Origin of the sequence: Paraburkholderia sp. (assembly GCF_004298475.1) — a bacterium.
Classification (GTDB): Bacteria; Pseudomonadota; Gammaproteobacteria; order Burkholderiales; family Burkholderiaceae; genus Paraburkholderia; species Paraburkholderia denitrificans.
Map to the genome: position 1 here is coordinate 1 of NZ_SCRP01000029.1, position 26,678 is coordinate 26,678.

Below are 26,678 nucleotides of genomic sequence, written 5' to 3' on the forward strand. Positions count from 1 at the left end.
GCGGATTGCCCGTGTGAAAGTAGGTAATCGTCAGGCTCCTTATCCAGCAAAACCCCGGCCCTCAAAAGCCGGGGTTTTTGCGTTTGTGCCTTCGCTCTGGAACGGGCGGGGCTGCACGGCAGCGGTCAAAGCTGTCACTCAAAGCGAACCGCTCAAAGTTAACTGTCAAAACAGCAACACGCATGCAAAAGCCGTCCCGGAGGACGGCTTTTGCATATTCAAACTTCGGACTACAGCAAAAAATTAGTGTGCGGTTTCGTCGACGCCAGCCGGCGCAGCATTCAGCATCGACAAATCCCGCGCTGCCCCGGTAAACCGCTCCTGTGTCAATTCTTCGAGCAGGGCCAAGTCGCGGGCGATGACCTCCGGCAGATGCGTGCGCAGGAATTCGACCCACGTCTTCGTTTTGGCATCGACGAATTTACGCGACGGATAGAGCGCGTAGACGTTCGTTTTCTGCAATTTATGTTGCGGAAGCACGCGCACGAGCGACCCGTTGCGCAGCCCTTCGATAGCCGCATACACCGGCAAAATGCCGATACCCATGTCTTCGCGAATCGCCACTGCAAGCGATTCCGCAATGTTCACCTGCACCGGGCCGTCGACCTGCATCTCGACATTTCCATCCGCTCCCTCGAGCGTCCATTCGTGCGCCGGAAACGCCGGAGTTTTCAGAATCAGGCAGTCATGATGCGCGAGATCCGCGGGCACGCGCGGCGATCCGTGCGTCTGCACATAACCCGGTGACGCGCAAAGAATGCTGTAAGTTGTTCCCAGTTGATGCGACACCAGATCCGAGTTGGGCAGCGATGAAGCCGCAACAACAGACACGTCGCTACTGCCCTCGAACAGATCGGGCATGCGTTGCGATAGCGTGAGTTCGACAGTCACTTCGGGATGCAGCGCGCGATAGCGCGAAATCGCGGGCAGTACGTATTGCTGTCCGATGCTTGCGAAGCTGTGCATGCGCAGCGTGCCAGCAGGCCGTTCGCGTGCGCAACTTGCTTCTTCTTCGGCGCTGTCGACATCGGAGAGGATATGCAGACAACGTTCGAGATACCGTTCACCGGCGGGTGTCAGCGCGAGCCGACGCGTCGAACGATTAAGCAGACGGGTGCGCAAATGCGCCTCCAGTTCCGACACGGCGCGCGACATGGCGCCAGTCGTGGAGTCGAGCGACTGAGCCGCCGCGGTGAAGCTACCAGCTTCGACGACGCGGACGAATACCCGCATGTTTTGTAGCGTATCCATCAGACCTTCTAGTTTGGAACAGAAACGATATTGTCACGCCGCGCACGACTCAGCATTGTTGAGTGATCTGGAACGGACGTTCTTCATCCGTCACGTTAATGCGCCCTAATGTCGCGCCTACAATCGGCGCCTCGGTCCCTGCGTTCGCAGGCGACGTCCTTAATGACAGCTCAAACGAAGTGCAATTCCCATGACCCGCCCGCATGCGATACATCGCGCGATCGACATGCGTCGGCGTGCCTACGCGATCTGGCGTGCAGCAAGGCGTGCATTGCGCGACTGGAATTCCATCGAAGGGGCGATATGGCTGCATCTGCTGAAGACTGTCACGGCGGGCCTGCTCGCGATGGGCATTGCGATGTTGCTCGACTTGCCGCAACCGCGCATTGCAATGACCACGGTGTTCGTGTTGATGCAGCCGCTCTCGGGCATGGTGTTCGCGAAGAGCGTGTACCGGATCGTCGGGACTGTCGTCGGAATGATCGCGGCAATTGTGCTCGGGTCCGTGTTTGTGCAGCAACCGGAGCTTTACATCGTCGGCATGACGCTTTGGGTGGCCGCCTGTACGGCAGCGGCCATGAGGAATCGGCATTTTCGTTGGTACGGTTTTGTGCTCGCGGGCTACACTGCGGCGCTGATCGGCATTCCGCTCGTCATGCAGCCCAACGGGCTTTTTCTTGCCGCACTCGGACGTGGCGCGGAAGTTGCAGTCGGCATCCTGTGTTCGGGGATGGTCAGCGCTGTGATCGTGCCCCAGCAGACCGGCTCGCTGCTTGAGCGAACGTTGCGTGCGCGGCATCGCAATTTTACTGCGTTTGCTTCAAGCGTGCTGACGGGCGCGCTGGAGCGCAGCGCATTCGAAGGCCGCTTTGCAGGTCTTGTCGACGATGTCGTCGGTTTCGAGGCAACGCGTGCATTCTCGTTTTTCGAAGACCCGGTGATGCGCTCGCGCAGTCAACTGCTCGCGCGGCTCAACAGCGAATTCATGGATGCGTGCGCACGTCTGCACGCGCTGCGCCAGCTGCTCAAGCGCGTGCAGCGCAGCGAAATCGTGACTGCGCCGCTCGTGCCGTATTTCCGCGAGCTTGCAGCGCTGCTCGCACAGAGCCAGCGTGTCGGCGAGAGCGATCGTGCCTGGGCGCTGCGCCTCGCCGATACGCTGGAAGCCTGGCAGAGCACGTTGCCGCGCCATGTTCGTGAAGCGCGGCAACCACTCGAAACGGCGTCGCGGGAAGCGTTGCAGGACTTCGATACCTCGTCAGAACTGGTGTATCGCTTCACGACCGAGATCGTTCGTTACAGCCGCACTTATGCCTCGGTCACGCAGCCCGGGCTCGCGCAGGAGACGCGCGCGACGCGCTATGTGCCGCGCACGAGCTGGTATGTCGTGGGCTTCACGTTCGTGCGCACGGCGGTCGTGGTGGCGGCGTGCGGCTGGTTCTGGGTGCAGACCGACTGGCCCAGCGGGGGCATGGCGATGATTGCTGCGGCGCTCACTTGCGCACTCACGTCGTCGGCATCGAATGCCACGCGCATGGCCGTGCAGATGGCGGCAGGCGCCGCCTGTGCCACCATCGTCGGTTATCTCTTCATCTGTCACGTGTACTCCAACGTCGACGGCTTTCCTCTGCTTTGCGCAACGCTCGCACCTGTGCTCGCGATCGGGGCATTCCTGGCGACGCGGCCGCGTATTGCAGGCTATGGCGTGGGCTTTACCGTTTTCTTCTGCCTACTTGCGGGACCGGACAACGTGATCGCGTACACGCCCGATCTGCTGATCAACAACGGCATGGCGATCGTCGCGGCGATGCTGCTCGCGGCGCTCGCGTTCGCAGTCGTGTTCCCGCCGCAGATGAAATGGCTGATCGCGCGCATGTGTGGCGAACTGCGCGGTCAGGTCGTGATCGCGTGCAGCGACGAGCTGCCTGGACTCGGCGAGCGATTTCAGTCGGGCACGCATGATCTGATGCACCAGCTTCGTCTCGTGTTGAGCGGGCGGAAACGTGAGCATCGGCGTGCGTTGCGCTGGATGCTGGTCACGCTCGAAGTCGGGCATGCGATGGTCGATCTGCGTCGTGAGGCTCACGCCGCAAGCTGGCTGTCCGATCTCGACGCCCGATGGGGACAGTCCCTCGCGCGCGTGCAAACGGCCATTGCGCGGCTTTTCGACGATCCGGGTCCGCAGATGGTTGCGCGTGCACTTATATCGGTTCGTGCGGCGACATGGGTCGCCCAGGAGGCACTCGGCGCAGTCGCTCATACACGGGATCGCCGCCACGACGCGCAGCGGCTCCTGAGCCATCTCCATTTCATCCGCAGTGCTTTGCTCGATCGCGATGAGCCGCTCGGCACGCTCTCGCACGAGAAACGCCGCCGCTAATAACGGCTAAAAGGCTAATTTGACGGCTTATTTTCGATCTTTCCATTTACAGGAAAGATGCGTTTCTCCCCGGATTCTTAATCAAATCAGCTATGCGTCATATAGTCACGCAACTGCAACGCAATAGGTTTTAGTCAAGGAGGATAAAATGAATATCCTGAAGTTTGCTGTTGTTGCCTGTTCGCTGTTCGCTTCCGCTGCCTATGCGCAGAACGCGGCATCGGCATCAGGCGTCCCCCAGCAGGTCGCGCAGACCGCAGCCCAGCAGGCCGTGGCGGCGCCCGCCCATCACGACGTCGCGAAGCCGGCACAGAACGATGAATGTGTCGGCCCCGCAGGCTTCTGCATCGCCTATTTCGGTAGTTGATATTGACGGCACGCTGTCCGTGAGGGGTGGCGTGCCCATTATGGTGCCGCGACTCTTCAACCGGGGCTCGCGGCCCTGTGAATTGTTGTGCGCCGCTTCGAGTGCCGTCTGGGCGAGACCAGGAATATTGGCGAACCAAATAATTGGAGTGGAGACATAGAGGATGTACGAAGACCGTATTCGATGTGCCGCATTGCGCGGGAAAATCACTTCGGCCGCTGAAGCGGCACAGCTTGTACGTAATGGCATGCGTGTTGGCGCAAGCGGTTTCACCCGCGCGGGCGACACGAAGGCTGTGCCGATCGAGCTGGCTCGCCGGGCGCGCGAAGAAAAGGAACCCCTGCGCATTACGCTGATGACGGGCGCATCGCTCGGTCACGACGTCGACCGCATGTTGACCGAAGCCGGCGTGCTCGAACGCCGCCTGCCGTTCCAGGTCGACTCGACGCTGCGTAAGGCCATCAATCGCGGTGAAGTGATGTTCGTCGACCAGCATCTTTCGGAAACGGTCGAGATGCTGCGCGCCAATCTGCTCGGCAAGCTGGACCTCGCAATCATCGAGGCCGCTGCGATTACGGAAGATGGCGGTATTGTTCCCACCACGTCGGTCGGCAATTCGGCAAGCTTTGCAATCCTTGCGGAAAAGGTGATTGTCGAAATCAACCTCGCCCAGCCGCTCGCACTCGAAGGTCTGCACGACGTCTGGATTCCGGGCCGCCGTCCGCATCGCGACCCGCTGCCGATCGTGCGTCCGCAAGACCGCGTCGGCACGCCCACGATCGACATTCCGCCCGAAAAGATCGCGGCCATCGTCATCACGGATCAGCCGGACAGCCCGTCGACCGTGCTGCCCGCCGACGATGAGACGGCGCGCATCGCCGGTCACCTCATCGATTTCCTTCAGCACGAAGTGAAGCACGGCCGCATGAATGCGCAACTACCGCCGCTGCAGGCCGGCATCGGCACGATCGCGAACGCGGTGCTGTCCGGCTTCGTGGATTCGCCGTTCGAAGCGCTCACGATGTATTCGGAAGTGCTGCAGGACTCCACGTTCGACCTCATCGATTCCGGCAAGATGGTGTTCGCATCGGGCGCGTCGATGACGCTCTCCGCACGGCGTCAGAAACAGGTGCTGGCCGAACTCGACCGCTATCGCGACAAGCTCGTGCTGCGTCCGCAGGAAGTCAGCAACCATCCGGAAGTGATCCGCCGTCTCGGCCTGATCGCGCTGAACACCGCGCTCGAATGCGATATTTTCGGCAACGTGAATTCGACGCACGTGGGCGGCACGCACATGATGAACGGCATCGGCGGCTCGGGCGATTTCGCGCGCAACGCATCGTGCGCGATCTTCGCGACGAAGGCCATCGCCAAGGACGGCCGCATTTCGAGCATCGTGCCGATGGTGCCGCACGTCGACCACAACGAGCACGACGTGGACGTGATCGTGACCGAGCAGGGTCTCGCCGACCTGCGCGGTCTCGCACCGCGCGAGCGCGCCACGCTCATCATCGAGCGCTGTGTGCATCCGCTCTATCGCGACCTGCTGCGCGACTACTACCGCGATGCGCTCAAGCACGGTGGTCAGACGCCGCACGATCTCACGAAGGCATTCGAGATGCATGTGCGCTACAACCAGACCGGTTCGATGCTGCCCGAGAGCTCGGAGCTCCTCGTGGCGAACGCATAACGCCGCAATTAACGTGACGAAAGCAACGTAAGCGACGAAAGCAACGTAAGCGAACAAGAAAAAACGGGTGTGCCGGCAACGGCACACCCGTTTTGCTTTGCGCGGCGCGCTTGCTAGGCGCGACGGAATAGCCGGATGACGAAGAGCAGAATCACTGCGCCCACGATGGCCGTGATGATCGAGCTGATGAATCCGCCGCCGAGCGAAATCCCGAGGATCCCTGCCAGCCAGCCGCCGATGAACGCACCGACAATCCCAACAATGATATCGACGATCAATCCAAAGCCGCCGCCCTTGACGAGCACGCCGGCGATCCAGCCTGCGATTGCGCCGATGATGAGCCAGGCGATGATGCCGTGTTGCATGTTGAGCACTCCCTTTGTTGGCGTGAAAGGTTCACGGTGAGTTCAGCTTAGCCTACGCACGAGGGACAGGCCAGGTGATGTGGCCGGACTTGACGCTTTTTAAATAGCCGGTCTCATCGTTCGGCGATGCATGACAGCTCAGACCCGGTTCGGATGTCTGGAAATCAGATCAGACAAAAGCGCGGAATCGCAGGCGTCATTCCGGTGCGATTTCGGTTTCCGCGGCGGTCCAGCTTACGCCCGACACACCTTTTTCCATGCTGAGCCGGCTCGCGATGGCTTCGAGTTTCGCCTGGTATTTCGGATGCAGCCGCAACGTTGCCGTCACACGCAGTCGCACAGGCTCGCCGGGCAAATCTTCGCTGGTCAGGCTCTGGAAGGAGAGCGGCGTCGAATACATCGAATTGGAAAGCACGGTGCGAATATGGATTTCGTCCTCTTCGCGGCACACCACCGTGAGCACATATTCGCGCACGAGATCGGCAGCCGAGACCGGAGTCGCGTTGATCGCGCGGCTCACCTCGCGCAGCACCGTATTGATGAGCAGTACGATGACCGTGCCCGCGAGCGCCGGGCCGTAGTGACCGGCGCCGCACAACACGCCGATCGCCGCGGCGCACCACAGCGTTGCCGCCGTGTTGATCCCCTGGATCGACCCCTTCTCGCGCATGATCACGCCGCCGCCCAGGAAGCCGACCCCCGAAACGACGTAGGCCGCGATCTGCGTAATGCCGGATGTACCGTTGCCGGTCAGCACGCCGAGCGTCACGAAGAGACACGCGCCGCTCGCCACGAGCGTGACCGTGCGCAGGCCCGCCGTGCGTTGGCGAATCTGGCGTTCCAGGCCGATGGCGACGCCGCAGGCGAACGCCGCGAAAAGGCGTAGGGTGAGTTCGAAAGTCATCTTTCTGTCACGAGAGCGGTGGGCCGGATGCAGCGTGCGTTGCACACCCACGGCATGCGCTGTGCGCTGCGGCCAAGGGGGCGCCGAGGATCATACGTGGTGTGGCCACGCTCGCCAAGCTGTCGGCACGGTCATTTGGAAGTCAGCATCTGGCCACGGCCTTTCCCGCATACTGAAGTTGGCCCTGTTCTGACGGACATGGCCGGTTTGGCCGGGACGTTGCGGTTGCAACGGTATCCCACGCGCGTCACACCCGGAAAATCGCCTGCATGGGCCGATTCCCGGTTGCGGCGGCGTTGCAGTGATTTGCCCGCGTATCAAGCACATTTCAGCGCTGATCGGCGCATATCAGCAGGAACATTCCCAGCCTGTCAATTTCGCCATCTTGCCGCCAGCAAAGCGCCACCGCTTTTGCCTATCATGCGGCACCGCCCGGAATGCATCCTGGATCACCGCTCCTTACGAGGAGTCCATCAAGCCCGCCTGAAGCAGTCACATGTGGATTGTCAATCTTGCACTGAAGCGGCCATACACGTTCATCGTGATGGCCATCATGATCGTGCTGGCCACGCCGTTCGCCCTCATGTCGATGGCGACCGACGTGCTGCCGAATATCAATATCCCGGTTATCAGCATCATCTGGTCGTATACCGGCATGTCCGCGAAGGACATGGCGAACCGCGTCACCTCGGTCAACGAGCGTGGCCTCACGACCACCGTCAGTAACATCGGGCACATCGAATCGCAGTCGCTGCCCGGCATCGCCGTTATCAAGCTGTTCCTGCAGCCGGGCGCGAATCTGCAGACCGCGCTCGCGCAAACGGTCGCCTCCGAACAGACGCAGGTCAAGCAGATGCCGCCGGGCGCCACGCCGCCGCTCGTCATCAGCTACTCGGCGTCGAGCATTCCCGTGATTCAGCTCGGCCTGTCCAGCAAGACCATGAGTGAACAGGCGCTCGCCGACATTGCGATGAACTTCTTGCGTCCGCAACTGATCACGATTCCGGGCGCACAGGTGCCGTATCCGTACGGCGGCAAGACGCGCGTGATTTCGGTCGACATCGATACGCGCGCGCTGATTGCGAAGGGCCTCACGCCCGCCGACATCGTCAATGCGGTCAATACGCAGAACCTGATCCTGCCGACCGGCACCGCGAAGATGGGGGTGAGCGAGTATCGCGTCGATACCAACGCCGCGCCGGATACGATTGCGGACCTGAACCACATTCCGGTACAGACGGTCAACGGCGCAACGACGTATCTCGGCGATGTTGCGCACGTGCGCGACGGCTTCACGCCGCAGACCAACGTCGTGCGTCAGGACGGCACGCGCGGCGTGCTGATCTCGATCCTCAAGAGCGGCGATGCGTCCACGCTGCAAGTGGTGAACAACCTGAAGGCGCTGCTGCCGAAAGTGCGCGATACGCTGCCCGCCGACCTCATCGTCAAGCCGCTCTTCGATCAGTCGATCTTCGTGGCCGCCGCAGTGCAGGGCGTCGTGCGCGAGGCGCTGATCGCCGCCGTGCTCACCGCTGCGATGATCCTGTTGTTTCTCGGCAACTGGCGCAGCACGCTCATCATTGCGGTGTCGATTCCGCTGTCGATTCTCTCGTCGCTGCTTGCGCTCTACGCGCTCGGCGAGACGATCAACATCATGACGCTCGGCGGGCTCGCGCTCGCGGTCGGCATTCTCGTTGACGACGCAACCGTGACGATCGAGAACATCGAACGCCATTTCCATCTGGGCGCGGGCCTGCACGAGGGCATTCTCGAAGGCGCGGGTGAAATCGCGGTGCCCGCACTCGTTTCGACGATGTGCATCTGCATCGTGTTCGTGCCGATGTTCTTCCTTACGGGCGTTGCACGCTTCCTGTTCGTGCCGCTCGCGGAAGCGGTGGTGTTCGCGATGATCGCGTCGTACATCCTCTCGCGCACGCTTGTGCCGACGCTCGCGATGCTGCTCTTCACGCATGGCGGCCCCAATGGCGGCCCCAATGGCGGCCACGACGGCGGCCACGCGCAGCACGGCGCGCCGCGCTCGCGTCGCTCACTTTTCGCGCACATCCATCACCGGTTCAATCAAGGGTTCGAGCGCGTGCGCGCGAACTACATCGCGCTGCTGAGCTTGCTGCTCGCGCGGCGCCGCGTGTTCGGCAGCGCGTTCCTCGGCTTCTGCCTGCTCTCGCTCGTGCTGGTGTTTTTCATAGGCCGAGATTTCTTCCCGTCCGTCGATGCGGGCAACATTCGTTTGCATATGCGCGCGCCGACCGGTTACCGCATCGAAGAAACCGCGCGTCTCGCGGACGAAGTCGAGCGGACCATCCGCGAGGTCGTGCCGCCGGATCAGCTGGAAACGATCGTCGACAATCTCGGCTTGCCGTATAGCGGCATCAACCTTTCGTACAGCAACGCGGGGACGATGGGCACGCTCGACGGCGAAATCCAGATCGCGCTGAAGGCCGACCACAAACCGTCCAGCCTTTACATCGACAAGTTGCGCGCGCTACTGCCGCAGCGTTTCCCGGGCGTGGAGTTCTTCTTTCAACCCGCGGACATCGTCACGCAGATCCTGAACTTCGGGCAGCCTGCTGCCATCGACGTGCAGGTGGTGGGCGCAGATATCGGGCAGGACATGGCGCTCGCGAGCCGGTTGCTCAAAGCGGTGCGCCAGATGCCGGGCGCCGTCGACGCGCACATCGAACAGCGCAACGACGAACCGGCGCTGAGGCTCGAGATGGACCGCTCGCGCATGCAGCAATTGAATCTGAGCCCGCAAAACGTGGCGCAGAACGTGCTGATTTCGCTGTCCGGCAGTTCGCAGACCTCGCCTGCGTTCTGGGTGAATCCGAAGAACGGCGTCGAGTATCCGCTCGCCGTGCAGACGCCGCAGTATCGTGAAGCCTCCGTGAGCGAGGTGATGGGCACACCGGTCGCGGCGCGCCCCAATGCGCCGCTGCAGCTCGTGAGCAACCTCGTGCGGCTGCAGCCGCACACGGGCCCGGCAATCGTCACGCACTACAACATCCGTCCTGTGATCGATCTGCTCGTGAGTGTGGAGGGCAGCGACCTCGGCACCGTGGGCTCGCGCATCGACGGCCTCATCAAGACGGCCCAGGCGAGCGCGCCGCGCGGCACGACCATCGCGATGCGCGGCCAGATCGACACGATGCGCTCGTCGTACGTCGGCCTCGGCGTGGGTATCGCGATGGCCGTCGTGCTCGTCTATCTGCTGATCGTCGTGAACTTCCAGTCATGGGCCGACCCGCTCATCATCATCAGCGCGCTGCCTGCGGCGCTCGCCGGCATCGCGTGGATGCTGTTCATCACGGGCACGCACCTGAGCGTGCCTGCGCTGACCGGCGCGATCATGACCGTTGGCGTCGCGACGGCGAACAGTATTCTCGTCGTGTCGTTCGCGCGGCAGCGGCTGATGGCCGGTGTCACGCCGCTCGCCGCAGCGCTCGAAGCGGGCGCGACGCGCATCCGCCCCGTGCTCATGACCGCGTTCGCCATGATGATCGGCATGCTGCCGATGGCGCTCGGTCTCGGCGAGGGCGCTGAACAGAACGCGCCGCTCGGCCGCGCGGTGATCGGCGGTCTGCTGTTCGCCACGGTTTCCACTCTGCTGTTCGTCCCGATGATGTTCGCGACCGTGCACGGCCGCCTCGCGCGCCGAGCGGCCGCGAAGCGCGAACGTGAGTCGCAACGTGAAGCGCGGCATGGCCGCCATTGAAGCGGGATATTAAGCAATCCGGTTACGTAAATTCTGGTCGATGAAATGAACGAACCTCATCCACACTCATCCCTCGATATCGCCGTCGGTGCAGGCCAGCACGGCATGGATCTGCCCGCGCGCCATCAGGCAGGCAAGCGTGCGAAGCTCGCGGTGATCGTCATCGCGCTGCTGCTGGCGGCGGGCGCGACCCGCACGATCGTCGCGAACCTGCAAAACACGCATCGTCTCGCCGATGTCACGAAGCGCAACGCGACGCAATACGTGAGCGTCGTGCATCCGGTTGCCGCCGGCGCGGACGGACGCATCGTGCTGCCAGGCACTTTGCGCGGTTTTGTCGAGGCGCCGATTTATTCGCGTGCAAACGGTTATGTGCTGCACTGGTATGCCGATATCGGCGCACATGTGCAGCAAGGCCAGTTGCTGGCGCAGATCGATACGCCAGAGATCGATCAGGAACTGGCGCAGGCGCAGGCGCAGCGCGATCAGGCGGCTTCGACACTTTCGCTCGCCAGGACATCGTTTGACCGCGCGGAGCAATTGCGGCAGCGCGATGCGGTCTCGCAGCAGGAACTCGACGATCGCCATGGCGCGTACAGCCAGGACGTGGCGAATCTCGCTGCCGCCGACGCCAACGTGCGCAAGCTCGTGCAAATGAAGGGCTTTCAGCGGATCGTCGCGCCGATCACGGGCGTCATCACGCAGCGCAACGTCGATATCGGCGATCTCGTGAATGCGGGCAACGGCGGCGCGGGGCATGCGCTCTTTTCCATTGCTCAGACGGATACGCTGCGGCTGTACGTCGACGTGCCGCAGACCTACGCGCAAGATGTTGCCGTGGGACAGCAGGTGAGCGTCACGCAACAGGAGATGCCGGGCGTGACGTTCAAGGGCAAGGTGACGCGCACGTCGCAGGCAATCGATGTCGCGACGCGCACGTTGCAGGCCGAAATCACGCTGCCGAATCCCGACGGCAAGCTCCTGCCGGGCGCTTACGTGCAGGCAGCGCTGCAGACCGATTCGAAGGGCATGCTGACCGTGCCGGGCAACGCGCTCCTGTTTCGCGCGGAAGGGCCGCATCTCGCCGTTGTGGGCGCAGATGGAAAAGTGCAGCTCAAGCCCGTCGAAATTGCGCAGGATCTCGGTCAGACGCTCGTGATCGGGCATGGGCTCGACGCGAACGATCGCGTGGTGCTGAATCCGAGCGACTCGATTGCGGACGGCGACAGCGTTACCGTCGTTGCGCCAGCCGGGAAAGTTGCAAGCGGCGCAGGCGGTGCCGCCGCGTCGGCGAAGCGGAGTACGACGTGAAGTCCCAGCGTAATGCAACGGCGGCAAAGGCGGCAAAGACGCGCTTGAGCGGGCGCGCGTACAGGGGACTTGCGGTCCTCGGCACGACGTGTCTCGCGGCTTGCACGGTGGGTCCCGACTATCACGCGCCGCAGACGAAAAGTCCCGCCGCGTGGCGCGTCGATCCTGCCGATTCGTATTGGCACGCCGCGCAGCCGTCGCATGCGCCGCTCGATCCGCAGTGGTGGCGTGCATTCGAAAACACGGAACTGAATGAACTCGAGCAGCAGGCGCTCGCCGGAAACCAGACGCTGCGCGTTGCCGCCGCGCACTATGCGCAGTCGCGCGCGACGCTGGCTTCGGTGTCCTCGCAACAATCGCCGCAAGTCACGCTCGATGCAGGCGCGGCGCGTGCGCGCGTCTCCGCGAACCGGCCGCAAATGAGCTATGCGACGGCGAATACGTCGACGGTGCAGAACGATCTGAACATCGGCCCGTCCATCAGCTACGAGCTGGATCTGTTCGGCCGCATCCGCCGCACGGTCGAGTCGGCGACGGCATCGACACAGCAGGCCGGCGACGATCTCGCGAACGCGCGCCTCGTCCTCACCGCCGAACTCGCCACCGATTACTTCGCACTGCGCGAACTGGACGACGAAATCGACGTCGTGAACCGCTCCGTCGCGTTGCAGCAAAAGGCGCTCGATTTCGTCAACGCGCAACACGATCTCGGTGCGGTGTCGGGTCTCGAAGTGCTTCAGCAGAAGGCGCAACTGGCTTCCGCGCGAACCCAGGTGCAGTTGCTGACGAACCAGCGCCAGCAGGACGAACACGCCATCGCAGTGCTGGTCGGCAAGCCCGCGCCCGAATTCTCGCTCGCGCCGAAGGTGACGCCGCTGCCGGTCCCGGCGCTGCCCGCCGGGCTGCCGAGCGAACTGCTGCAGCGCCGCCCGGACGTCGCCTCGGCCGAGCGCGCCATGGCGGCGGCCAACGCGCAGATCGGCGTGGCGCGTTCCGCGTATTTTCCAGACCTCACGCTCACGCCCGGCATCGGCTGGGAGTCGACGCGCTTTGCCACGCTCTTCAGCGTGCCGAGCCTCATGTGGTCGCTTGGATCGAGCGCGAGCGAAGTGCTGTTCGACGGCGGCAAGCGCGCGGCGGGCGTCGATTATGCAAAGGCGGGCTACGAATCGTCGCGGGCCACCTATCGGCAGACCGTATTGACAGCGTTCCAGGAGGTGCAAAATGCGGTAACGGGCCTCTCGGTGCTCGACCGCGCCTCGGGTGAAGGGCAGGCCGCCGTGGACGACGCGCGTCAGTCGTTCGAACTTGCGAACGCGCGCTATCAGGGCGGGCTCGTTGCGTTCATCGACGTGCTGAACGCCGAGCAGCAACGCCTTGCAAGCGAGCGCCAGGAAGTGCAGATTCATGGTCAGCAGGTGGCCACGGTGGTGTATCTCGCGAAAGCACTGGGCGGCGGATGGAGCGCCGGGGACCGCGATCTGGCGTGCAGTGCGGGCACCTGCCGCGAGACGGCGAGAGCCGGGGTGAACGATGTGCACGATGCACGCACCCAGGCAGGGACGGGCAATACAGCGGGCGGCGTCATACGCGACGCCGCGCAGGCGTTGGCGGCCGGGAAGAGCCAGGCGCGCTAGTCGCGCGCACGCGCGGGCCTGGCAGGCCCCGCGAAGAGGAGGAACGGGCATGAAGGTATTGGTGATCGAAGACGAGCGCAAGGTCGTGGACTACTTGCGTAGCGGGCTGAGCGAGCAGGGATGGGTCGTCGACGTCGCGATGGACGGCGAGGAAGGCGCGTGGATGGCCATCGAATACGACTTCGATGTGATCGTGCTCGATGTGATGCTGCCGAAGCTCGACGGCTTCGGCGTGCTGCGCGCATTGCGCGCGAAGAAGGACACGCCGGTGATCATGCTGACGGCGCGTGATCGCGTCGATGACCGCGTGCTCGGTCTGCGCGACGGCGCCGACGACTATCTGACGAAGCCGTTCTCGTTCCTCGAACTCGTGGAGCGGCTGCGCGCGCTCACACGCCGCGCACGCGTGCAGGAATCGACCTTGATCTCGGTGGGCGATCTGCAGGTGGATCTGATCAGCCGACGCGCGACGCGCGACGGCGTGCGGCTCGATCTCACGGCGAAGGAATTTCAATTGCTGTCCGTGCTCGCACGGCGGCGCGGCGAAATTCTCTCGAAGACGCTCATCACCGAACTCGTCTGGGACGTGAACTTCGAAAGCAACGCCAACGTCGTCGAAACTGCGATCAAACGGTTGCGCGCGAAACTTGACGGCCCGTACGCGGCGAAACTCCTGCACACCATTCGCGGCATGGGTTACGTACTCGAAGTGCGCGAGGACGGAGGCCAGACATCATGAAACGCTCGATCTCGCTGCGACTTTCGGCGATGTTCGCAGCGGTATCGCTCGTCGTGTTCACGCTCACGGGGACAGGCCTGTTCCTGCTGATGAGAACACAGCTCTTCAACGAAGCGCGCGAGACGCTCGACACGCGCGCGCGCATTGCACGCCTGATCGTGGAGCATGCACCCGACGTGAAGAAATGGGCGTTCGTGCAGGAGAAGCTGAACGATCTGTCTCCGGCCGACAGCCGCATGCACTACTACGTCGAAGGACCCGATCCGCGCTTTCGTTTCGGCAAGCCGATCGACGGCGAGGTGAAGGACACCATGGGTTCGGATCACCAGCTCGTGCGGCCGCGCGGCAGCGATTACGACGTGCTCATGACGAGCTTCATGGTGCCCGCGAGCGGCGACCGGCCCATGGTGAAGCTCGTGGTCGCAAGCGACAGCGAACGCACGGAGCTGATGCTCCGGCGCTTCGGCATTGTGCTCGGCGCATTGATTGCAGCGTCCACGATTGCGGTCGCACTGCTCAGCCGTGCGGCCACGCGCTTCGGCCTCGAACCGCTCACGCGGCTCTCGCGCGAGGCGGCGCAATTGAGCCCGTCGAATCGACGTCAACGTCTGCGTGCCGACGCATTGCCGGAGGAACTGCACGAACTGGCGACTTCGTTCAACGGCGCGCTTGAGCGGCTCGACAGGGCCTATGGGCGACTCGAATCGTTCAATGCCGACGTCGCGCACGAACTGCGCACGCCGGTCAGCATTCTGATCGGACAAACCCAGGTTGCACTCACGCGTGATCGCTCGGTGCTGCAATTGCGTCAGACGCTGCAATCGAATCTGGAAGAATTCGAACGGTTGCGCGTGATCGTCAACGACATGCTGTTCCTGTCGCGCAGTGATCGCGGAGAGCGCGCGACGGACCTCTCCGAAGTCTCGCTGCGGGCCGAAGTGGAGCGCATGCTGGAGTTTCTGGAGATGCCGCTCGAAGAGGCGCAGTTGCGCGTCGAGGTGCACGGCAACGCCACCGCCTGGGTAAATACCTCGCTGATCGGGCGCGCGGTGAGCAATCTTCTCGTCAATGCGATTCAGCATTCGGTGCCGGGCATGACGCTGCAGGCGTCTATTGCACCGCTGGACGGTCATGTGGAAATTGCGGTATCGAACCCGGGCGAGCCGCTCGATCCGGTGGTGCGCGAGCATATCTTCGACCGCTTTTACCGCATCCAGGAGGCGCGCTCGAACAGTCACGAGAATCACGGGCTCGGCTTGTCCATCGTGAAGGCGGTGGCCGAAATGCATGCCGGCTCGGTGTTCGTGCGTAGTGCAAACGGCGTCAATACGTTTGGCTTTTCGCTGGCCATCGACTGCGCGCGAGAGAGCGCCGCGCGTGCGCAGGATTCGCAGCGCCAGGGGCGCGCGGGGCTGCCGGTGCACGTCTCGCCCTGATGCACCCTAATGCACCTTGATGTACGCAGCCCGCCGCCGTTGGCCGCTGCGGTGAGCCGACGATTCAGCGGGGCGGGTCGTCGGCAGTGACGGGGCTGTCGTGGTTGTCGTGGCTGTGGTGACTTCGCTGGTCGCGCCGCAGCAGGTCCCAGCAGCTAATGAAAAGCGCGGCAATGAGCGGCCCGATCACGAAGCCGTTGATGCCGATGAGCGACATGCCGCCGAGCGTCGAGATCAGCACCACCCAGTCGGGCAGGCGCGTGTCCTTGCCCACGAGAACGGGGCGCAGCACGTTGTCGATGGTGCCGATCACGAGCATGCCGAAGATCGCGAGTCCGATCCCTTTCGCGAGCGCGCCGCTGGAAATGAGGTAGATCGCGGCAGGTCCCCAGACGAGCGCGGCGCCCACGGCGGGCAGCAGCGAGAGCAGCATCATCACGAAGCCCCAGAGCAGGGCGCCTTGAATTCCCACCACCCACAACGCAATGCCGCCCAGCGCGCCCTGAACGAACGCCACGGCGAAGTTGCCTTTCACCGTGGCGCGGATCACCGTGGTGAGCTTGCAGATCAGATGCCGCTTGTGCCCTTCGTCGAGCGGGATGGCGTCGCGCACCAGCTTCGAAATATCGCGCCCGTCGCGTACGAGAAAAAAGAATAGATAGAGCATCACGCCAAAGCTCACGACGACCTGCACGGTGATCTGGCCGACGCTCAGCGCACGCGTGGCGACGAACTGGCTGATTTTTGCGGCGCCTGCCGAAAGATGTTGCCGCAGGCCGCGCAGTTCCATCATGTCGTACTGCGCGAGCAGATTCTGCGCCGACTGCGGCAGCGCCTGGACGACATGGTTGAAGAACACGCCGATATCGAGGCTGCCCGACCTTATCTGGCCATAGGCGTAAGTGATCTGCTGGACCAGCGTGGCCGCGACGAGCATGAGCGGCAGGATCACGATCAGGACGCAGATCGCGAGGCTGATGAGCGCGGCGAGGTTGCGGTGGCGCAGCCTCGCGACGAGCCAGCGCTGCACGGGCTGGAAGATCAGGGCGAGGATGGCGCCCCACAGGACGGCGCTGAAGAACGGCGCGAGGACGAAGCAGAGCGCGATGGAAACCGCGAGCAACAGCAAGTAGAACGACGTCTGGTGCAGATACCGGTTGCCGTCCATGGGTGGTGGATTCCTCTGGGGCGGGACGAAGGGGAAAGGGGGTGCTGCCGCTCATGATACCGGCGAGTCCTCCCCGGGCCGCCGGGCATGTGCACCCCGTGCGCGCCGCGCGCGCCCGTGAAGTTCGCCCGTGAAGTTATTCAGTGCGCGCCGACAAGGCGTACCTGGGTGATCTCCGAAGGCGCGCCAAGCCGCTTCGGCGGCCCCCAATAGCCCGTGCCGCGGCTCGTATAGACCCACAGGCTGCCGAGCTTCGAGAGGCCCGCCGTGAACGGCTGCTGGAGCCGCACGAGGAAATTCCACGGAAAGATCTGGCCGCCGTGGGTGTGACCGGAGAGTTGCAGCGTAAAGCCTGCATCGGCGGCGGCGTGGGCCGAGCGCGGCTGGTGCGCGAGCAGCACGCGCGTATCGACATCGGCTGGTGCGCCCGCCAGTGCGCCTGCCGGGTCGCTGCGCTGCGCGGGATCGAAATGGTCTGCGGTGTAGTCCGTCACGCCCGCGAGCACGAGGCGCGCGCCGCGATGCTCGATCACGACGTGCTGGTTCATCAGCACCGTGAGGCCGATGCGGCGGAATTCGGCAATCCACGCATCGGCGCCGGAGTAGTACTCGTGATTGCCCGTAACCACGTAGACGCCATGATGCGCGGCCAGCCTGCCGAGCGGCGCCGTGTCGCTTGCGAGCCGCGCGACGCTGCCGTCCACCACGTCGCCCGTGATCGCGACGATATCCGGTTCGAGCTGGTTCACGGCACGCACGATCGCTTCGACGTAATCGTGCTTGATCGTCGATCCGACGTGAATGTCGCTCAGCTGGACGATCGTGAGGCCGTCGAGTGCGGCGGGCAAGCCGCGGATCGGCACGTCGACGGCGCGTACCGGCGCACGCCGCCGCGCGTTGAAGAATCCGAACGCGCTCGACAGCAGTGCGAGCCCGATTACCGCAGCCGAACTGCCGGTGCGCCAGTGCGCGAGATCCGCGAGGTGCGGCCACAGCGCGTCGAATGTCATCAGCGAGGCCAGCACGACGTCGCGCGCGATGGTGAGCATGAGGAGCGAAGAGAAGAAGCCCATGGCAAGCATGCCGGCCCACGCGAGGCGGTCGCCGAGCCACTGGTGCTTGATCGCGCGCGAGAGCATGCCAGGCGGGATCAAGAGACACGACAGCACGAGCCACAGCGCCGTGAGCCATTTGCCCGCTGCGGGCACAGGCAGATCGGGGATCAGCCGCAGGCCGACGTAGACGTGCAGCAATACGCCAATGAGGATGAAGCGGATGAGGAATCGGAGTCGTGGCATGGCAGGCCAAAGGACACAAAGGCGGACGCAAAGGCGGACACAAAAGCGGACGCAAGGACAGTCGCGAGGGCAGGCGCCGCGAAACGCCCGGCGTGCGGGCTGCGAAGCATTTTACCGATAAGCGCCGACGCCTGCCGGAGCCCGGCGCGAGACAAACGGCGGGCTGGCGGAGCGGCGAGGACCGCGCTTTGAATCGCAACTAACTGTCCAGCGCGCTTGCCGCCTGCATCACACATCGGCGGTGAATCGATCGGCAGCGCAGCGCGGTGCGTGCAATGCAGCATCGGGTGGCGTTACGGTACATCGGACTATTAAACGTCCTGTTAAACGCCCATTGAACGGCACCTGTCCATGAACTATCCTCGAATTGGCGTCCGCGCAGTGTCGGGCGCTCTCGGGGGAGACAGGTCATGAAAGTCACGAAGCCTGTTGTGCACGAACATCATCGTGTGGGTTATGAAAGCAGCCACGTCATGCTGCCGCTCGTCGTGCTTTCGGTCATGGCGCTGGTGCTGTATTTCGGCGTGAGACGCGCCGATATCCTGGAGCTTGGCCGCAGCGCGCTGTTTTACGTCGTGATGGTGTTCGTCGCGCTGGGCATCGCGGGTCTTTTCGGCTTCGTGGGCGGCTGGCTGCGCTCACGCACGACCGATGCCACGCCCGAGGGTTTCTGCTTTGTCGGCGCGCTGATCGGCGCAGTGGTGTTCTATATCGCGCTCTTTTTCTGAGCGCCGCGCGCGGAGAGCCTGGCGAGTGAGCGAGCCGTGCGGCGACGTGCGACACTGCACCCACTTCCCTGACAGCGCTCGCGTCACAACTTCCCATGTTCGATCTCTTCGACGACGCACCGCAACCCGACGTCGCCTGGTATCCCGTATGGCTTTCGCCTGAAGAGGCGACGATCATGCTCGCGCGCATCGTTGCCGAAACCCGCTGGCGGCAGGAGCGTATCCGCACGCCCGGCGGCTGGGTCGATCAGCCACGGCTTACCGCGTGGCTTGGCGAGCCGGATGCCGTCTATGTCTACTCGGGTATTCGCAATGTGCCGCAGCCGTGGACGCCCGCGGTGGCCGAACTGCGCGATGCCGTCGACGCGCTCTGTGACGTGCGTTTCAACAGCGTCCTGCTGAACCGCTACCGGACGGGGATCGACAGCATGGGCTGGCATGCCGATCGCGAACCTGAGCTGGGCGCGGAGCCGGTGATTGCGTCGGTGAGCCTCGGTGCGACGCGGCGCTTCGACCTGCGCCACAACGCGACCGGCGTCGTGCGTTCGTTTCGGCTCACGGGCGGCAGCCTGCTCGTAATGCGCGGTCAAACCCAGGCGCAGTGGCGTCATCGCGTGCCGAAGGAACCCGCCGTGAGCGGTGAGCGGGTCAATCTGACATTTCGTGTCATCACGCCGGGTTTGCGGAAATAGCGCTCTATTTGGCTGAAATTGGCGTGAATTAACCGATGATTGACGAAATTCACCGATTCGGTACGAGCACGTCGCTCTAGCGCTAAAAAAATTAAAAAAATTTTATGCGCATAAACGCGTAATTGTCGATATAGACGCCGTGCGGCGTGTGAAAGGGGATATCGCGCGACCAGGGCATGAGTTGATCGGCTGCGTCTTCCAATAATTCGTAATGCGAAATGACGGCGATGGCGAGATGTTGTGCCTTGCGCTCGCCTCCTTCCTTGACCTGTTCATCCGCGAGTGTTTCGATCGGCGTCTCGCTGAAACCGGAGACCGCAGCCACGCCGTATCCTGAAGGCCACGCGGTTTCCATGAATTCGGTGCGCTTCGTAACCATGCGCAGTGCATCGCCGAACCTGACCGAACCACAACACACGGCTGCCGGATACGCGCCTACCGACACGGTTGCAACGGAAACGAAGGGCAAAGTGCTGCCCAACTTAAACGCCGTGACGCGACGCAACGCGGCGCTGGGCGCAGGCGTCTAGCGCCGCATTCTTGCGAGCATCGGCGGAAACAGACGCCAGCCGAGGTTGACGCCGAGGCTCGCGGCCACGATCAGCACCATGCCTGCAAGCTGCGCCACGCTGAGCGCGCGGCCATAGACGAGCGCATCGACGGCAATCGCCGTGAGCGGATAGACGAACAGCAGGACCGCGATCACGGGCGTCGTGAGCCTGGGCAGGGCGCCGTAAATCAGCACGTACGAAAGGCCCGTATGCAGCACGCCCATGCCGACGAGCCAGCCCCACTGCGCGGCGGAAATGTGCGCGAGTTCGAGCGGGGCGAACAACGGTGCGATGAGCGGCAGGCACAGCGTGCCGACCGCGCATTGCACGAGCGCGAGCAGATGCGGGCGGCAATCGCCCAGGTGCTTGGCGATCAGCGTGACGCTCGCATAGAGCACCGATCCGCCCAGCGCCTCGGCGACGCCGATCAGATAGCGCGGATGGCCTTGCAGGTTGTCTTGCGCGAGCACGCCGGAAGCGAGCACGAGCCCGACAAAGGCGATGCCGATCCACCCGAGGCGATCCGCGCCCAGCTTTTCTTTGAAGAGCGCCGCGCCGATCAGCACGACCCAGAACGGCTGCACATGGAACACGACCGTTGCGACGGCGATGCTCGTGCGATGGATCGAATCGAAGAATCCCACCCACTGCGTGACCATCAGCACGCCTGAAACGAGCGCGAGCGCGAACGTGCGGCGCGTGAACTGGCGCGGCGAAAGCCAGCCCTTGTACTGGCAATACGCGGCAAGCGCGAGCATGCCGAAGAGGCAGCGGAAAAACACGAGCGTCATCGCGCCGAGCCGCGCTTCCTCGACGAAGATGCCGATGGTGCCCATCAGCAGCCCGCCGCTGGCGAGCATGAGGACGCCTTGTTTCTGGCTGGCGTGGTGATCGGCGTGCATGCGTGGGATCCGTGGCGAAAGAAAGCAGTGGGGACCGCGCCAGTATTCGTCAGTTGCGGACCGTCAGCAAACGAATTAAATTGAAAAATTCCATCAACGCCGCTGATAAATCGCGAACCCCGCAGGAACCCGCATGAACCCTGAATTCGATCTCGATCTGCTGCGCACTTTCGTTGCGGTGGCCGACGCGGGCAGCTTCACGCGGGCCGCAGTCACGGTGCACCGCTCGCAGGCGGCGGTAAGCATGCAGATCAAGCGGCTCGAACAGATGCTCGGCACGACGCTTTTCACGCGCGATACGCGCAATCTCGCGCTCACGCGGCCGGGCAATACGCTGCTCGAATTTGCGCGGCGCGCGCTCGATCTGCAGGAGGAGGCGTGGTCGGCGCTGGTGCGTCCGGAGGTGACCGGGCGCGTGGTGCTCGGCGCGCCCGACGATTACATGGCGGCGCTGCTATCACCGGTATTGCGGCGCTTTTCGATGCTTTATCCGCATGTGGAGATCGAAATCGTCTGTGCGCAGAGCGTCGCGCTCGGGCCGATGCTGGCGGACAACAAGATCGATCTCGCGTTCGTGACGCGCGACCGCAAGCTGCGCGGCGAATTCGTGCGCAGCGAGGACATGGTGTGGGTGGGTTCCGCGAACGATCCCGCGACCGTTGCGATGTCGCCGCTGCCGGTGGGGCTCTACGAGCACGGCAGCGTGGCGCGCGCGCATACCGTGGCCGCGCTCGACGCGGCGCGCATCCGCTATCGCGCGGCCTATACCAGCGCGAGCCTCACGGGCCTGCTGGCAACGGTGGAGGCGGGCATCGCCGTGGTGGCGCTCACGCGTTGCAGCGTGCCGCCGGGCGTCGCGATATTCGGCGAGGCGCAAGGGCTGCCGAAGATCGAACCGCTCGACATCGTCGTCGCGCGCAGCGTGAAGTCCAACCGGCCCACCTGCGATTACTTCGCGCAGCAGATGTTGCAGGATCTCTCGGTGCCGCGTCAGCGCGGGTAGATCAGCCGGACGGTTGGCCGACAAGCTGCATCGGCGGGGGCGATCAGAACGTGATGTTGGTGCGCATGCCGATCACGAACGTATTGCGCAGCGGCGCCCGCGGGTCTTGCGGGTTCTGGCCCGCGCCCGCGTTGAACGTGTACTGCGCGTCGGCCTGCAACTGCCACCACGGCGTGACCTGGTACTGATAGGTCGCTTCGAGCGCCGTTTCCTGGGTGCGGACGCCGTACGGGCTGTTCAGGAAGAAGCGGTTGTCGAGATCGAGATCGTGGACGTGGTCGCCGACCTTGATATAGGTGGCGGCGAGACCGACGCTGTCGTTGTCGCGTCCGGCAAACGGCGCCTTCAGCACGACGCCCGCGTTCGCAGCGAAATCGACGAGGTTGCGGTCGCCGGGCCCGCCCATGACGCGCGCGAACACGCCGATGCTGCGCGGGCCGTCGTCGCCCTGGCGCCACACTGTCTGGTCGGCGACGGCGTAGATGCTGTAGTTGCCATGGTGCCGCGCAGGGATGCCGGTCGTTGCGGGATTGGCGAGCGAGAGACCGGTGTTGTCGAAGCGCTGATCGGCAAACGTGCTGTTGTTGTACCAGAACCCGACCTTGTAGGTCCCCGGCAGGCCGCGGCCTGCCGTCTTCGCGAGGTCGCCCTCGGCAGGCTGGTTGATCGTGTACTGCAGCTCGCCGATCACCATGGTGCCGTTGTGAAGGTTGAAGTTCGTGCCGCTCAGGTTGGCCGGATCGTTGCCGAGCGGATCGCCGTCGAACACGCCGATGAGGCCGGTCAGCGAAGGCGTGATCTTGGCGCGTGCGCGCACGCCAAGACTGGCGAGCGGATAGGCCGGGCCGCCGGACGGCATGTTGTACGAGGGCAGTGCGGGCCAGCCGAACATCGTGTTGACGAAGAGCGCGGAGTACTGGCTCGTAAGGAATTCCTGGTCGATGCTCTGCTGGCCGACCCTCACGTCGACCCGGTCGTCGAGGAACGACTGCTGGTACCACATCTCCCACAGGCGCGTGGTTGCCTGTGTTTCGATGCCGCTCGCGGTGTTCAGCGTGCCGAGATGCGACGTGCTCAGGTTGGAACCGTGAATCTGCAGCGCGCTGATATTGAAGAGTCCGCCCGGAATGCCGAGCGCCTTGCTCGTGTCGACCTGGACTGTCGCCGTGGTGACGCCGTCATAGGCGCCGCCGCGCTGGAGGCCGCCGCGCAGGTTCGCCAGATATTCGCTCGTCTCGGTCAGCTGGAACGAAACCCCGTACTTGCCGAGCCACGGCCGCAGGCCGCCCATGTCGCCGAGCATGGTTTCGCGGGTCCAGAAGTCGGTCCAGAAGTCGGCGGGCTGCGCCTTGATGGCGAGGTCGGTTTCGGGCGCGCCGGGATTCGACTGCGCCTCTACAACGCCGCTCGCCAGCGCGGCACACGCGACCGCGACCGATATCGCAAGACTGCGCAAGGCGGGCAGACGGCGCGGGGTTTCGTGCCCGCGCAACGCGGCGTGATGAACCGATTGGGCAAACTTCATCGAGGTCCTTGTTTTGATTTTGTCGAGATGGTTGATGGCTGGATCGCCGCGCGAGAGCGCGCCTGGCTCTCGGTTGTTGCGCGGCGTTCGGGCTGCGAATCAGACGAATCCTACGTCCCATCTCAGTAATAGTCAATGCAAATGAGAATGATTCGCAAATACTGGTTTATATCGTAGGGGAATGGCGCGCAGTGATTCCCCTGTCAGAACGGGCGTACAGTGACTCAGATGGCGGCCGTGCGGGCGGAAATGGCAGCCAATTCCGCCGATGCGCGCGCGACAGGCCATCAGGGAGGACGCGATGATTGGACGGATGATCTGGCTGACGGTGGTCTGGTTCGCGTGGATGGGTGCGTTGCTGTTCGGCTCGGCGGGCACGCTCGCCTGGGTCGCTGCGTGGCTCTGGCTGCTCGAATGGGCCGCGTGCGGCACCTGGATCGGCGTGTGGCTCTGGCGTGTCGACCGGGGGCTGCTCGCCGAACGCCTCGCGCCCTTTGCGCCGCGCGGGCAGAGCCGGTGGGACCGCGTGTTCATGGTGGCGGTGACCGTCGCCTGGTGCGCGTGGCTGTGCCTCATGGGCATCGACGCCGTGCGCTTCGGCTGGTCGCACGTGCCGCTCTGGCTGCGTGTGGCCGGCGCGGCCGGGGTGTTTCTCGATATCTACTTCACACGCGGCGTGTTCGCGGCGAACCGCTACGCATCGCCGGTCGTCGCGATCCAGCGCGAGCGCGGCCACACGTTGAGCGATACCGGACCGTATGCGTACGTTCGGCATCCGATGTATGCGTACGCGATCCTCCTGCTGGCCGGCACGCCGCTGATGCTGGGTTCGTGGTGGGGGCTCGCGTGCGTGCCGCTCATGGTGGCCGGCATCGGCTGGCGCGCGGTGAAGGAGGAGCGCACGCTCGTCGATGGATTGCCCGGCTATCGCGAGTATGTGCAGCGCGTGCGGTATCGCTTCGTGCCGTGGATCTGGTAGTGCGGCTGCATCGCGTTAGCCGCGTGCGTCAAGCTTCGGGCGGCACGGGCAGCCGGCTGGCGTAGCGCCGGTACAGCCACGCGAGCGAGGCCGACGAGATGAGCGTGAACGCGATGTTCGCCGCGGCCTGACCGGTGGCGAGCAGCACGAGCCACGTGGGCGAGGCGATGGCCGCGGGCGTGATGCCGGCTGCGCCGATGATGATCAGCGCGACGAGCGCACAGCCGATGAGCGGCAGCAGGGCGACGAACGGCACGCCGAAGAGGTTCCAGAAGTGGCCGCGGCTGTCGTGCCATGCGCCGCGCAGATCGATGCGGCTGCCGGTGGAGATTGCGGGAAAGAGCAGGCTGACCCGAACTGCGATGAAGATCCAGACGACGCTGACGATGGCGCCGAATAATGCGCTGCCGCTCTCGTACCGTGGCCGCAGGATGGCGTAGAGGAGGAGCGCGCTCGCGATCAGCCCGAGCGTGATGACGATCCCGAGGACGAACGTGCGGGCGAGCGGCTTGCCGCCGAGCGGAAGCAGCGGCGTCGTGCCTTCGCGCAGCAGCACGAAGCGATGGATCTTGATGATGAATCCGAGATCGACGATCCAGGTCAGCAGGGTCGCGAGATTCGCCGCGAACACGAGCGCGCCCGAGGGCGTTTCGCCCGCGCCGGGCACGGGCCGCCCGGCGAACGCCACGCAGCTGAGCGCCGCATAGGCGATGAAGGCGCCGAGCGTGAGGTGCGGCATCTGCGTGGCAGCATCCCAGGCGCTGGCCCACGCGCGCTTCACGGATTCGTTGAAGGTCATCTGTTGCATGGTTGTTGGCGCACGAGTGATGGACGGCCAACAGTCTAGCGTGCGTGCGGCAGCGCCGGGTGAGGCCTGCCGCTCGTTTCTTGATGAACAGGCCCGTGCTCGCGAGTGCGCCGGGCGCATGTCCGCACCGCACTGCACCGCTGCGCCGCGCCAGCCAGCCGGTCATCCAACCGGCCAGCCGTGCGGCGCGCGCCGGCTAGCGATACGGATGCGAGCCGACAGTGCGTATCCGGCCGCGGAAGAGCCGATGGCTCATCGCCGTGTAAGCGAGGATGAGCGGGAGAACGATGGCCGCGCAGGCCAGCGTGGAGAGATGGCTCGAACGCGGGGCGGCAGCTTGCCAGAGCGTGACGCTTTGCGGAATCGCATACGGCCACAGGCTGGCGAAGAGTCCCAGATAGGCGAGCGACACGAGGCTGAGCGCCGCGAGAAACGGCGTGGTGCGACGGCGCGCGCGCATGGCGCGGTGCATCCAGTACGCGCACGCGAGCACGAGCGGCGGGACCGGCACGAGCCTCGCGAAGAGCCGCGCGTCGAACCAGCGCGCCGCCATCGTCACGTCCTGCAGCGGCCGCCACACGCTCACGAGCACGATGAAGCCGAGCAGCCCCATGGTGAGCGGCCAGACGAGCCGGTGCAGGCGGCGCTGCAGATCGCCCCACGTTCTGGCGACGAGCCAGCACGCGCCAAGCAGCGCATAAGTGGCGACGAGCCCGAGCCCCGAAAGCACGCTGAACGGCGTGAGCCAGCGCATGGCATGGTCGGCGTTCAGGTGCGACTGGATGGGCATGCCTTGCAGGAACGCGCCGAGCGCGACGCCCTGGAAGAACGCCGCGCCCGCCGAACCGGCGATGAACGCGAGGTCCCACTGCTTTCTCATGGAATCGTTCTTCGTGCGGCGCCCGAACGCGACGCCGCGCAGCACAAGGCACCCGAGCACGAACGCGAGTGGCAGATAAAGCGTGGAAAGGACGGTCGAGTACACGACAGGGAACGCGGCGAACAGCGCCGCGCCGCCCAGCAGGAGCCAGGCTTCGTTGCCGTCCCAGACGGGGGCAACGTTGGTCATGATGAGATCGCGTTCGTGGTCGTCGGGGAAAAACGGGAGCACGATGCCGATCCCCAGATCGTAGCCGTCCAGCACGAGATACATGAACACGCCGAGTGCGATGATCGCAGCCCAGATGACGGTGACATGCATGTTGGCTTGC

General features: G+C 64.1%; 23 protein-coding genes. 13 read left to right on the forward strand and 10 right to left on the reverse strand.

The window, feature by feature from the left end; all coding sequences use genetic code 11:
- A partial coding sequence (locus EPN59_RS14245) for a hypothetical protein (protein ID WP_293039144.1) occupies positions 1 to 247 on the forward strand: 247 nt, incomplete at its 5' end.
- On the opposite strand, the gene EPN59_RS14250 is transcribed toward EPN59_RS14245, so the two are convergent.
- A complete protein-coding gene (locus tag EPN59_RS14250) occupies positions 244 to 1,251 on the reverse strand; it encodes a LysR family transcriptional regulator (RefSeq protein WP_293039147.1) in 1,008 nt (335 codons plus the stop codon). The two genes, EPN59_RS14245 and EPN59_RS14250, sit on opposite strands and share 4 nt — an antisense overlap.
- A gap of 190 nt (positions 1,252 to 1,441) precedes the next feature.
- Here EPN59_RS14250 and EPN59_RS14255 point away from each other — a divergent pair, with 190 nt between their 5' ends.
- From EPN59_RS14255 to EPN59_RS14265, 3 genes are all read left to right on the forward strand, one after another.
- On the forward strand, positions 1,442 to 3,631 hold the full coding sequence (locus EPN59_RS14255) for an FUSC family protein (protein ID WP_293046246.1): 2,190 nt from the start codon (positions 1,442 to 1,444) through the stop codon (positions 3,629 to 3,631).
- 148 nt (positions 3,632 to 3,779) lie between these two features.
- Positions 3,780 to 3,998: a hypothetical protein gene (locus EPN59_RS14260; RefSeq protein WP_293046249.1), complete on the forward strand. Its 219-nt coding sequence runs from the start codon at positions 3,780 to 3,782 to the stop codon at positions 3,996 to 3,998.
- A 163-nt stretch (positions 3,999 to 4,161) separates the two neighbouring features.
- The gene (locus EPN59_RS14265) at positions 4,162 to 5,688 is read left to right on the forward strand and encodes an acetyl-CoA hydrolase/transferase family protein (RefSeq protein ID WP_293046252.1); all 1,527 of its coding nucleotides are present in this window, start codon (positions 4,162 to 4,164) and stop codon (positions 5,686 to 5,688) included.
- Between the two features lie 113 nt (positions 5,689 to 5,801).
- On the opposite strand, the gene EPN59_RS14270 is transcribed toward EPN59_RS14265, so the two are convergent.
- Positions 5,802 to 6,053 (reverse strand): GlsB/YeaQ/YmgE family stress response membrane protein, encoded by a 252-nt coding sequence (locus tag EPN59_RS14270; RefSeq protein ID WP_293035516.1) that lies wholly within the window; start codon positions 6,051 to 6,053, stop codon positions 5,802 to 5,804.
- A 196-nt stretch (positions 6,054 to 6,249) separates the two neighbouring features.
- Entirely contained in the window at positions 6,250 to 6,957 is a 708-nt protein-coding gene (locus EPN59_RS14275; protein WP_293035517.1) for an MgtC/SapB family protein, read from the reverse strand.
- A 496-nt stretch (positions 6,958 to 7,453) separates the two neighbouring features.
- Between EPN59_RS14275 and EPN59_RS14280 the strand changes: the two genes are divergently transcribed.
- From EPN59_RS14280 to EPN59_RS14300, 5 genes are read left to right on the forward strand one after another with little or no spacing between them, the layout of a single operon-like run.
- Positions 7,454 to 10,690: an efflux RND transporter permease subunit gene (locus EPN59_RS14280; protein ID WP_293035518.1), complete on the forward strand. Its 3,237-nt coding sequence runs from the start codon at positions 7,454 to 7,456 to the stop codon at positions 10,688 to 10,690.
- Between the two features lie 45 nt (positions 10,691 to 10,735).
- A complete protein-coding gene (locus EPN59_RS14285) occupies positions 10,736 to 12,001 on the forward strand; it encodes an efflux RND transporter periplasmic adaptor subunit (RefSeq protein WP_293035519.1) in 1,266 nt (421 codons plus the stop codon).
- A 44-nt stretch (positions 12,002 to 12,045) separates the two neighbouring features.
- Positions 12,046 to 13,638 carry an efflux transporter outer membrane subunit gene (locus EPN59_RS14290; RefSeq protein WP_293035536.1) on the forward strand — a complete coding sequence of 531 codons (1,593 nt, stop codon included), beginning with the start codon at positions 12,046 to 12,048 and terminating at the stop codon, positions 13,636 to 13,638.
- 49 nt (positions 13,639 to 13,687) lie between these two features.
- Positions 13,688 to 14,377, forward strand: a complete 690-nt coding sequence (locus EPN59_RS14295; RefSeq protein WP_293035520.1) for a heavy metal response regulator transcription factor — start codon at positions 13,688 to 13,690, stop codon at positions 14,375 to 14,377.
- Complete coding sequence (locus EPN59_RS14300) at positions 14,374 to 15,813, forward strand: heavy metal sensor histidine kinase (RefSeq protein WP_293035521.1); 1,440 nt, start codon at positions 14,374 to 14,376, stop codon at positions 15,811 to 15,813. The genes EPN59_RS14295 and EPN59_RS14300 overlap by 4 nt, the downstream gene beginning before the upstream one ends.
- A 64-nt stretch (positions 15,814 to 15,877) precedes the next feature.
- Here the strand turns inward: EPN59_RS14300 and EPN59_RS14305 are convergent, their stop codons facing one another.
- Together EPN59_RS14305 and EPN59_RS14310 are read right to left on the reverse strand one after the other, a co-directional pair.
- Positions 15,878 to 16,981 carry an AI-2E family transporter gene (locus EPN59_RS14305; protein ID WP_293035522.1) on the reverse strand — a complete coding sequence of 368 codons (1,104 nt, stop codon included), beginning with the start codon at positions 16,979 to 16,981 and terminating at the stop codon, positions 15,878 to 15,880.
- A 140-nt stretch (positions 16,982 to 17,121) separates the two neighbouring features.
- The gene (locus tag EPN59_RS14310; protein WP_293035523.1) at positions 17,122 to 18,279 is read right to left on the reverse strand and encodes a metallophosphoesterase; all 1,158 of its coding nucleotides are present in this window, start codon (positions 18,277 to 18,279) and stop codon (positions 17,122 to 17,124) included.
- Positions 18,280 to 18,689: 410 nt separating this feature from the next.
- Here EPN59_RS14310 and EPN59_RS14315 point away from each other — a divergent pair, with 410 nt between their 5' ends.
- On the forward strand, positions 18,690 to 19,007 hold the full coding sequence (locus tag EPN59_RS14315; RefSeq protein WP_293035524.1) for a hypothetical protein: 318 nt from the start codon (positions 18,690 to 18,692) through the stop codon (positions 19,005 to 19,007).
- A 95-nt stretch (positions 19,008 to 19,102) separates the two neighbouring features.
- Positions 19,103 to 19,699 (forward strand): alpha-ketoglutarate-dependent dioxygenase AlkB, encoded by a 597-nt coding sequence (locus EPN59_RS14320; RefSeq protein ID WP_293035525.1) that lies wholly within the window; start codon positions 19,103 to 19,105, stop codon positions 19,697 to 19,699.
- 91 nt (positions 19,700 to 19,790) lie between these two features.
- On the opposite strand, the gene EPN59_RS14325 is transcribed toward EPN59_RS14320, so the two are convergent.
- Positions 19,791 to 20,180: a hypothetical protein gene (locus tag EPN59_RS14325; protein ID WP_293046255.1), complete on the reverse strand. Its 390-nt coding sequence runs from the start codon at positions 20,178 to 20,180 to the stop codon at positions 19,791 to 19,793.
- Between the two features lie 45 nt (positions 20,181 to 20,225).
- Positions 20,226 to 21,152 (reverse strand): DMT family transporter, encoded by a 927-nt coding sequence (locus EPN59_RS14330; protein WP_293035527.1) that lies wholly within the window; start codon positions 21,150 to 21,152, stop codon positions 20,226 to 20,228.
- 133 nt (positions 21,153 to 21,285) lie between these two features.
- On the opposite strand from EPN59_RS14330, the gene EPN59_RS14335 reads away from it, so the two are divergent.
- A complete protein-coding gene (locus EPN59_RS14335) occupies positions 21,286 to 22,155 on the forward strand; it encodes a LysR family transcriptional regulator (protein ID WP_293035528.1) in 870 nt (289 codons plus the stop codon).
- A gap of 43 nt (positions 22,156 to 22,198) precedes the next feature.
- Here EPN59_RS14335 and EPN59_RS14340 read toward each other — a convergent pair whose 3' ends face one another.
- Positions 22,199 to 23,680, reverse strand: coding sequence for a carbohydrate porin (locus EPN59_RS14340; protein WP_293035529.1), 1,482 nt, complete (start codon positions 23,678 to 23,680; stop codon positions 22,199 to 22,201).
- A 301-nt stretch (positions 23,681 to 23,981) separates the two neighbouring features.
- On the opposite strand from EPN59_RS14340, the gene EPN59_RS14345 reads away from it, so the two are divergent.
- Positions 23,982 to 24,659 carry an isoprenylcysteine carboxylmethyltransferase family protein gene (locus EPN59_RS14345; protein WP_293035530.1) on the forward strand — a complete coding sequence of 226 codons (678 nt, stop codon included), beginning with the start codon at positions 23,982 to 23,984 and terminating at the stop codon, positions 24,657 to 24,659.
- Positions 24,660 to 24,687: 28 nt separating this feature from the next.
- On the opposite strand, the gene EPN59_RS14350 is transcribed toward EPN59_RS14345, so the two are convergent.
- Positions 24,688 to 25,467, reverse strand: coding sequence for a hypothetical protein (locus EPN59_RS14350; protein ID WP_293035531.1), 780 nt, complete (start codon positions 25,465 to 25,467; stop codon positions 24,688 to 24,690).
- A 196-nt stretch (positions 25,468 to 25,663) separates the two neighbouring features.
- Positions 25,664 to 26,668 carry a cytochrome d ubiquinol oxidase subunit II gene (cydB, locus tag EPN59_RS14355; protein WP_293035532.1) on the reverse strand — a complete coding sequence of 335 codons (1,005 nt, stop codon included), beginning with the start codon at positions 26,666 to 26,668 and terminating at the stop codon, positions 25,664 to 25,666.
- Between the last annotated feature and the right edge of the window lie 10 nt (positions 26,669 to 26,678).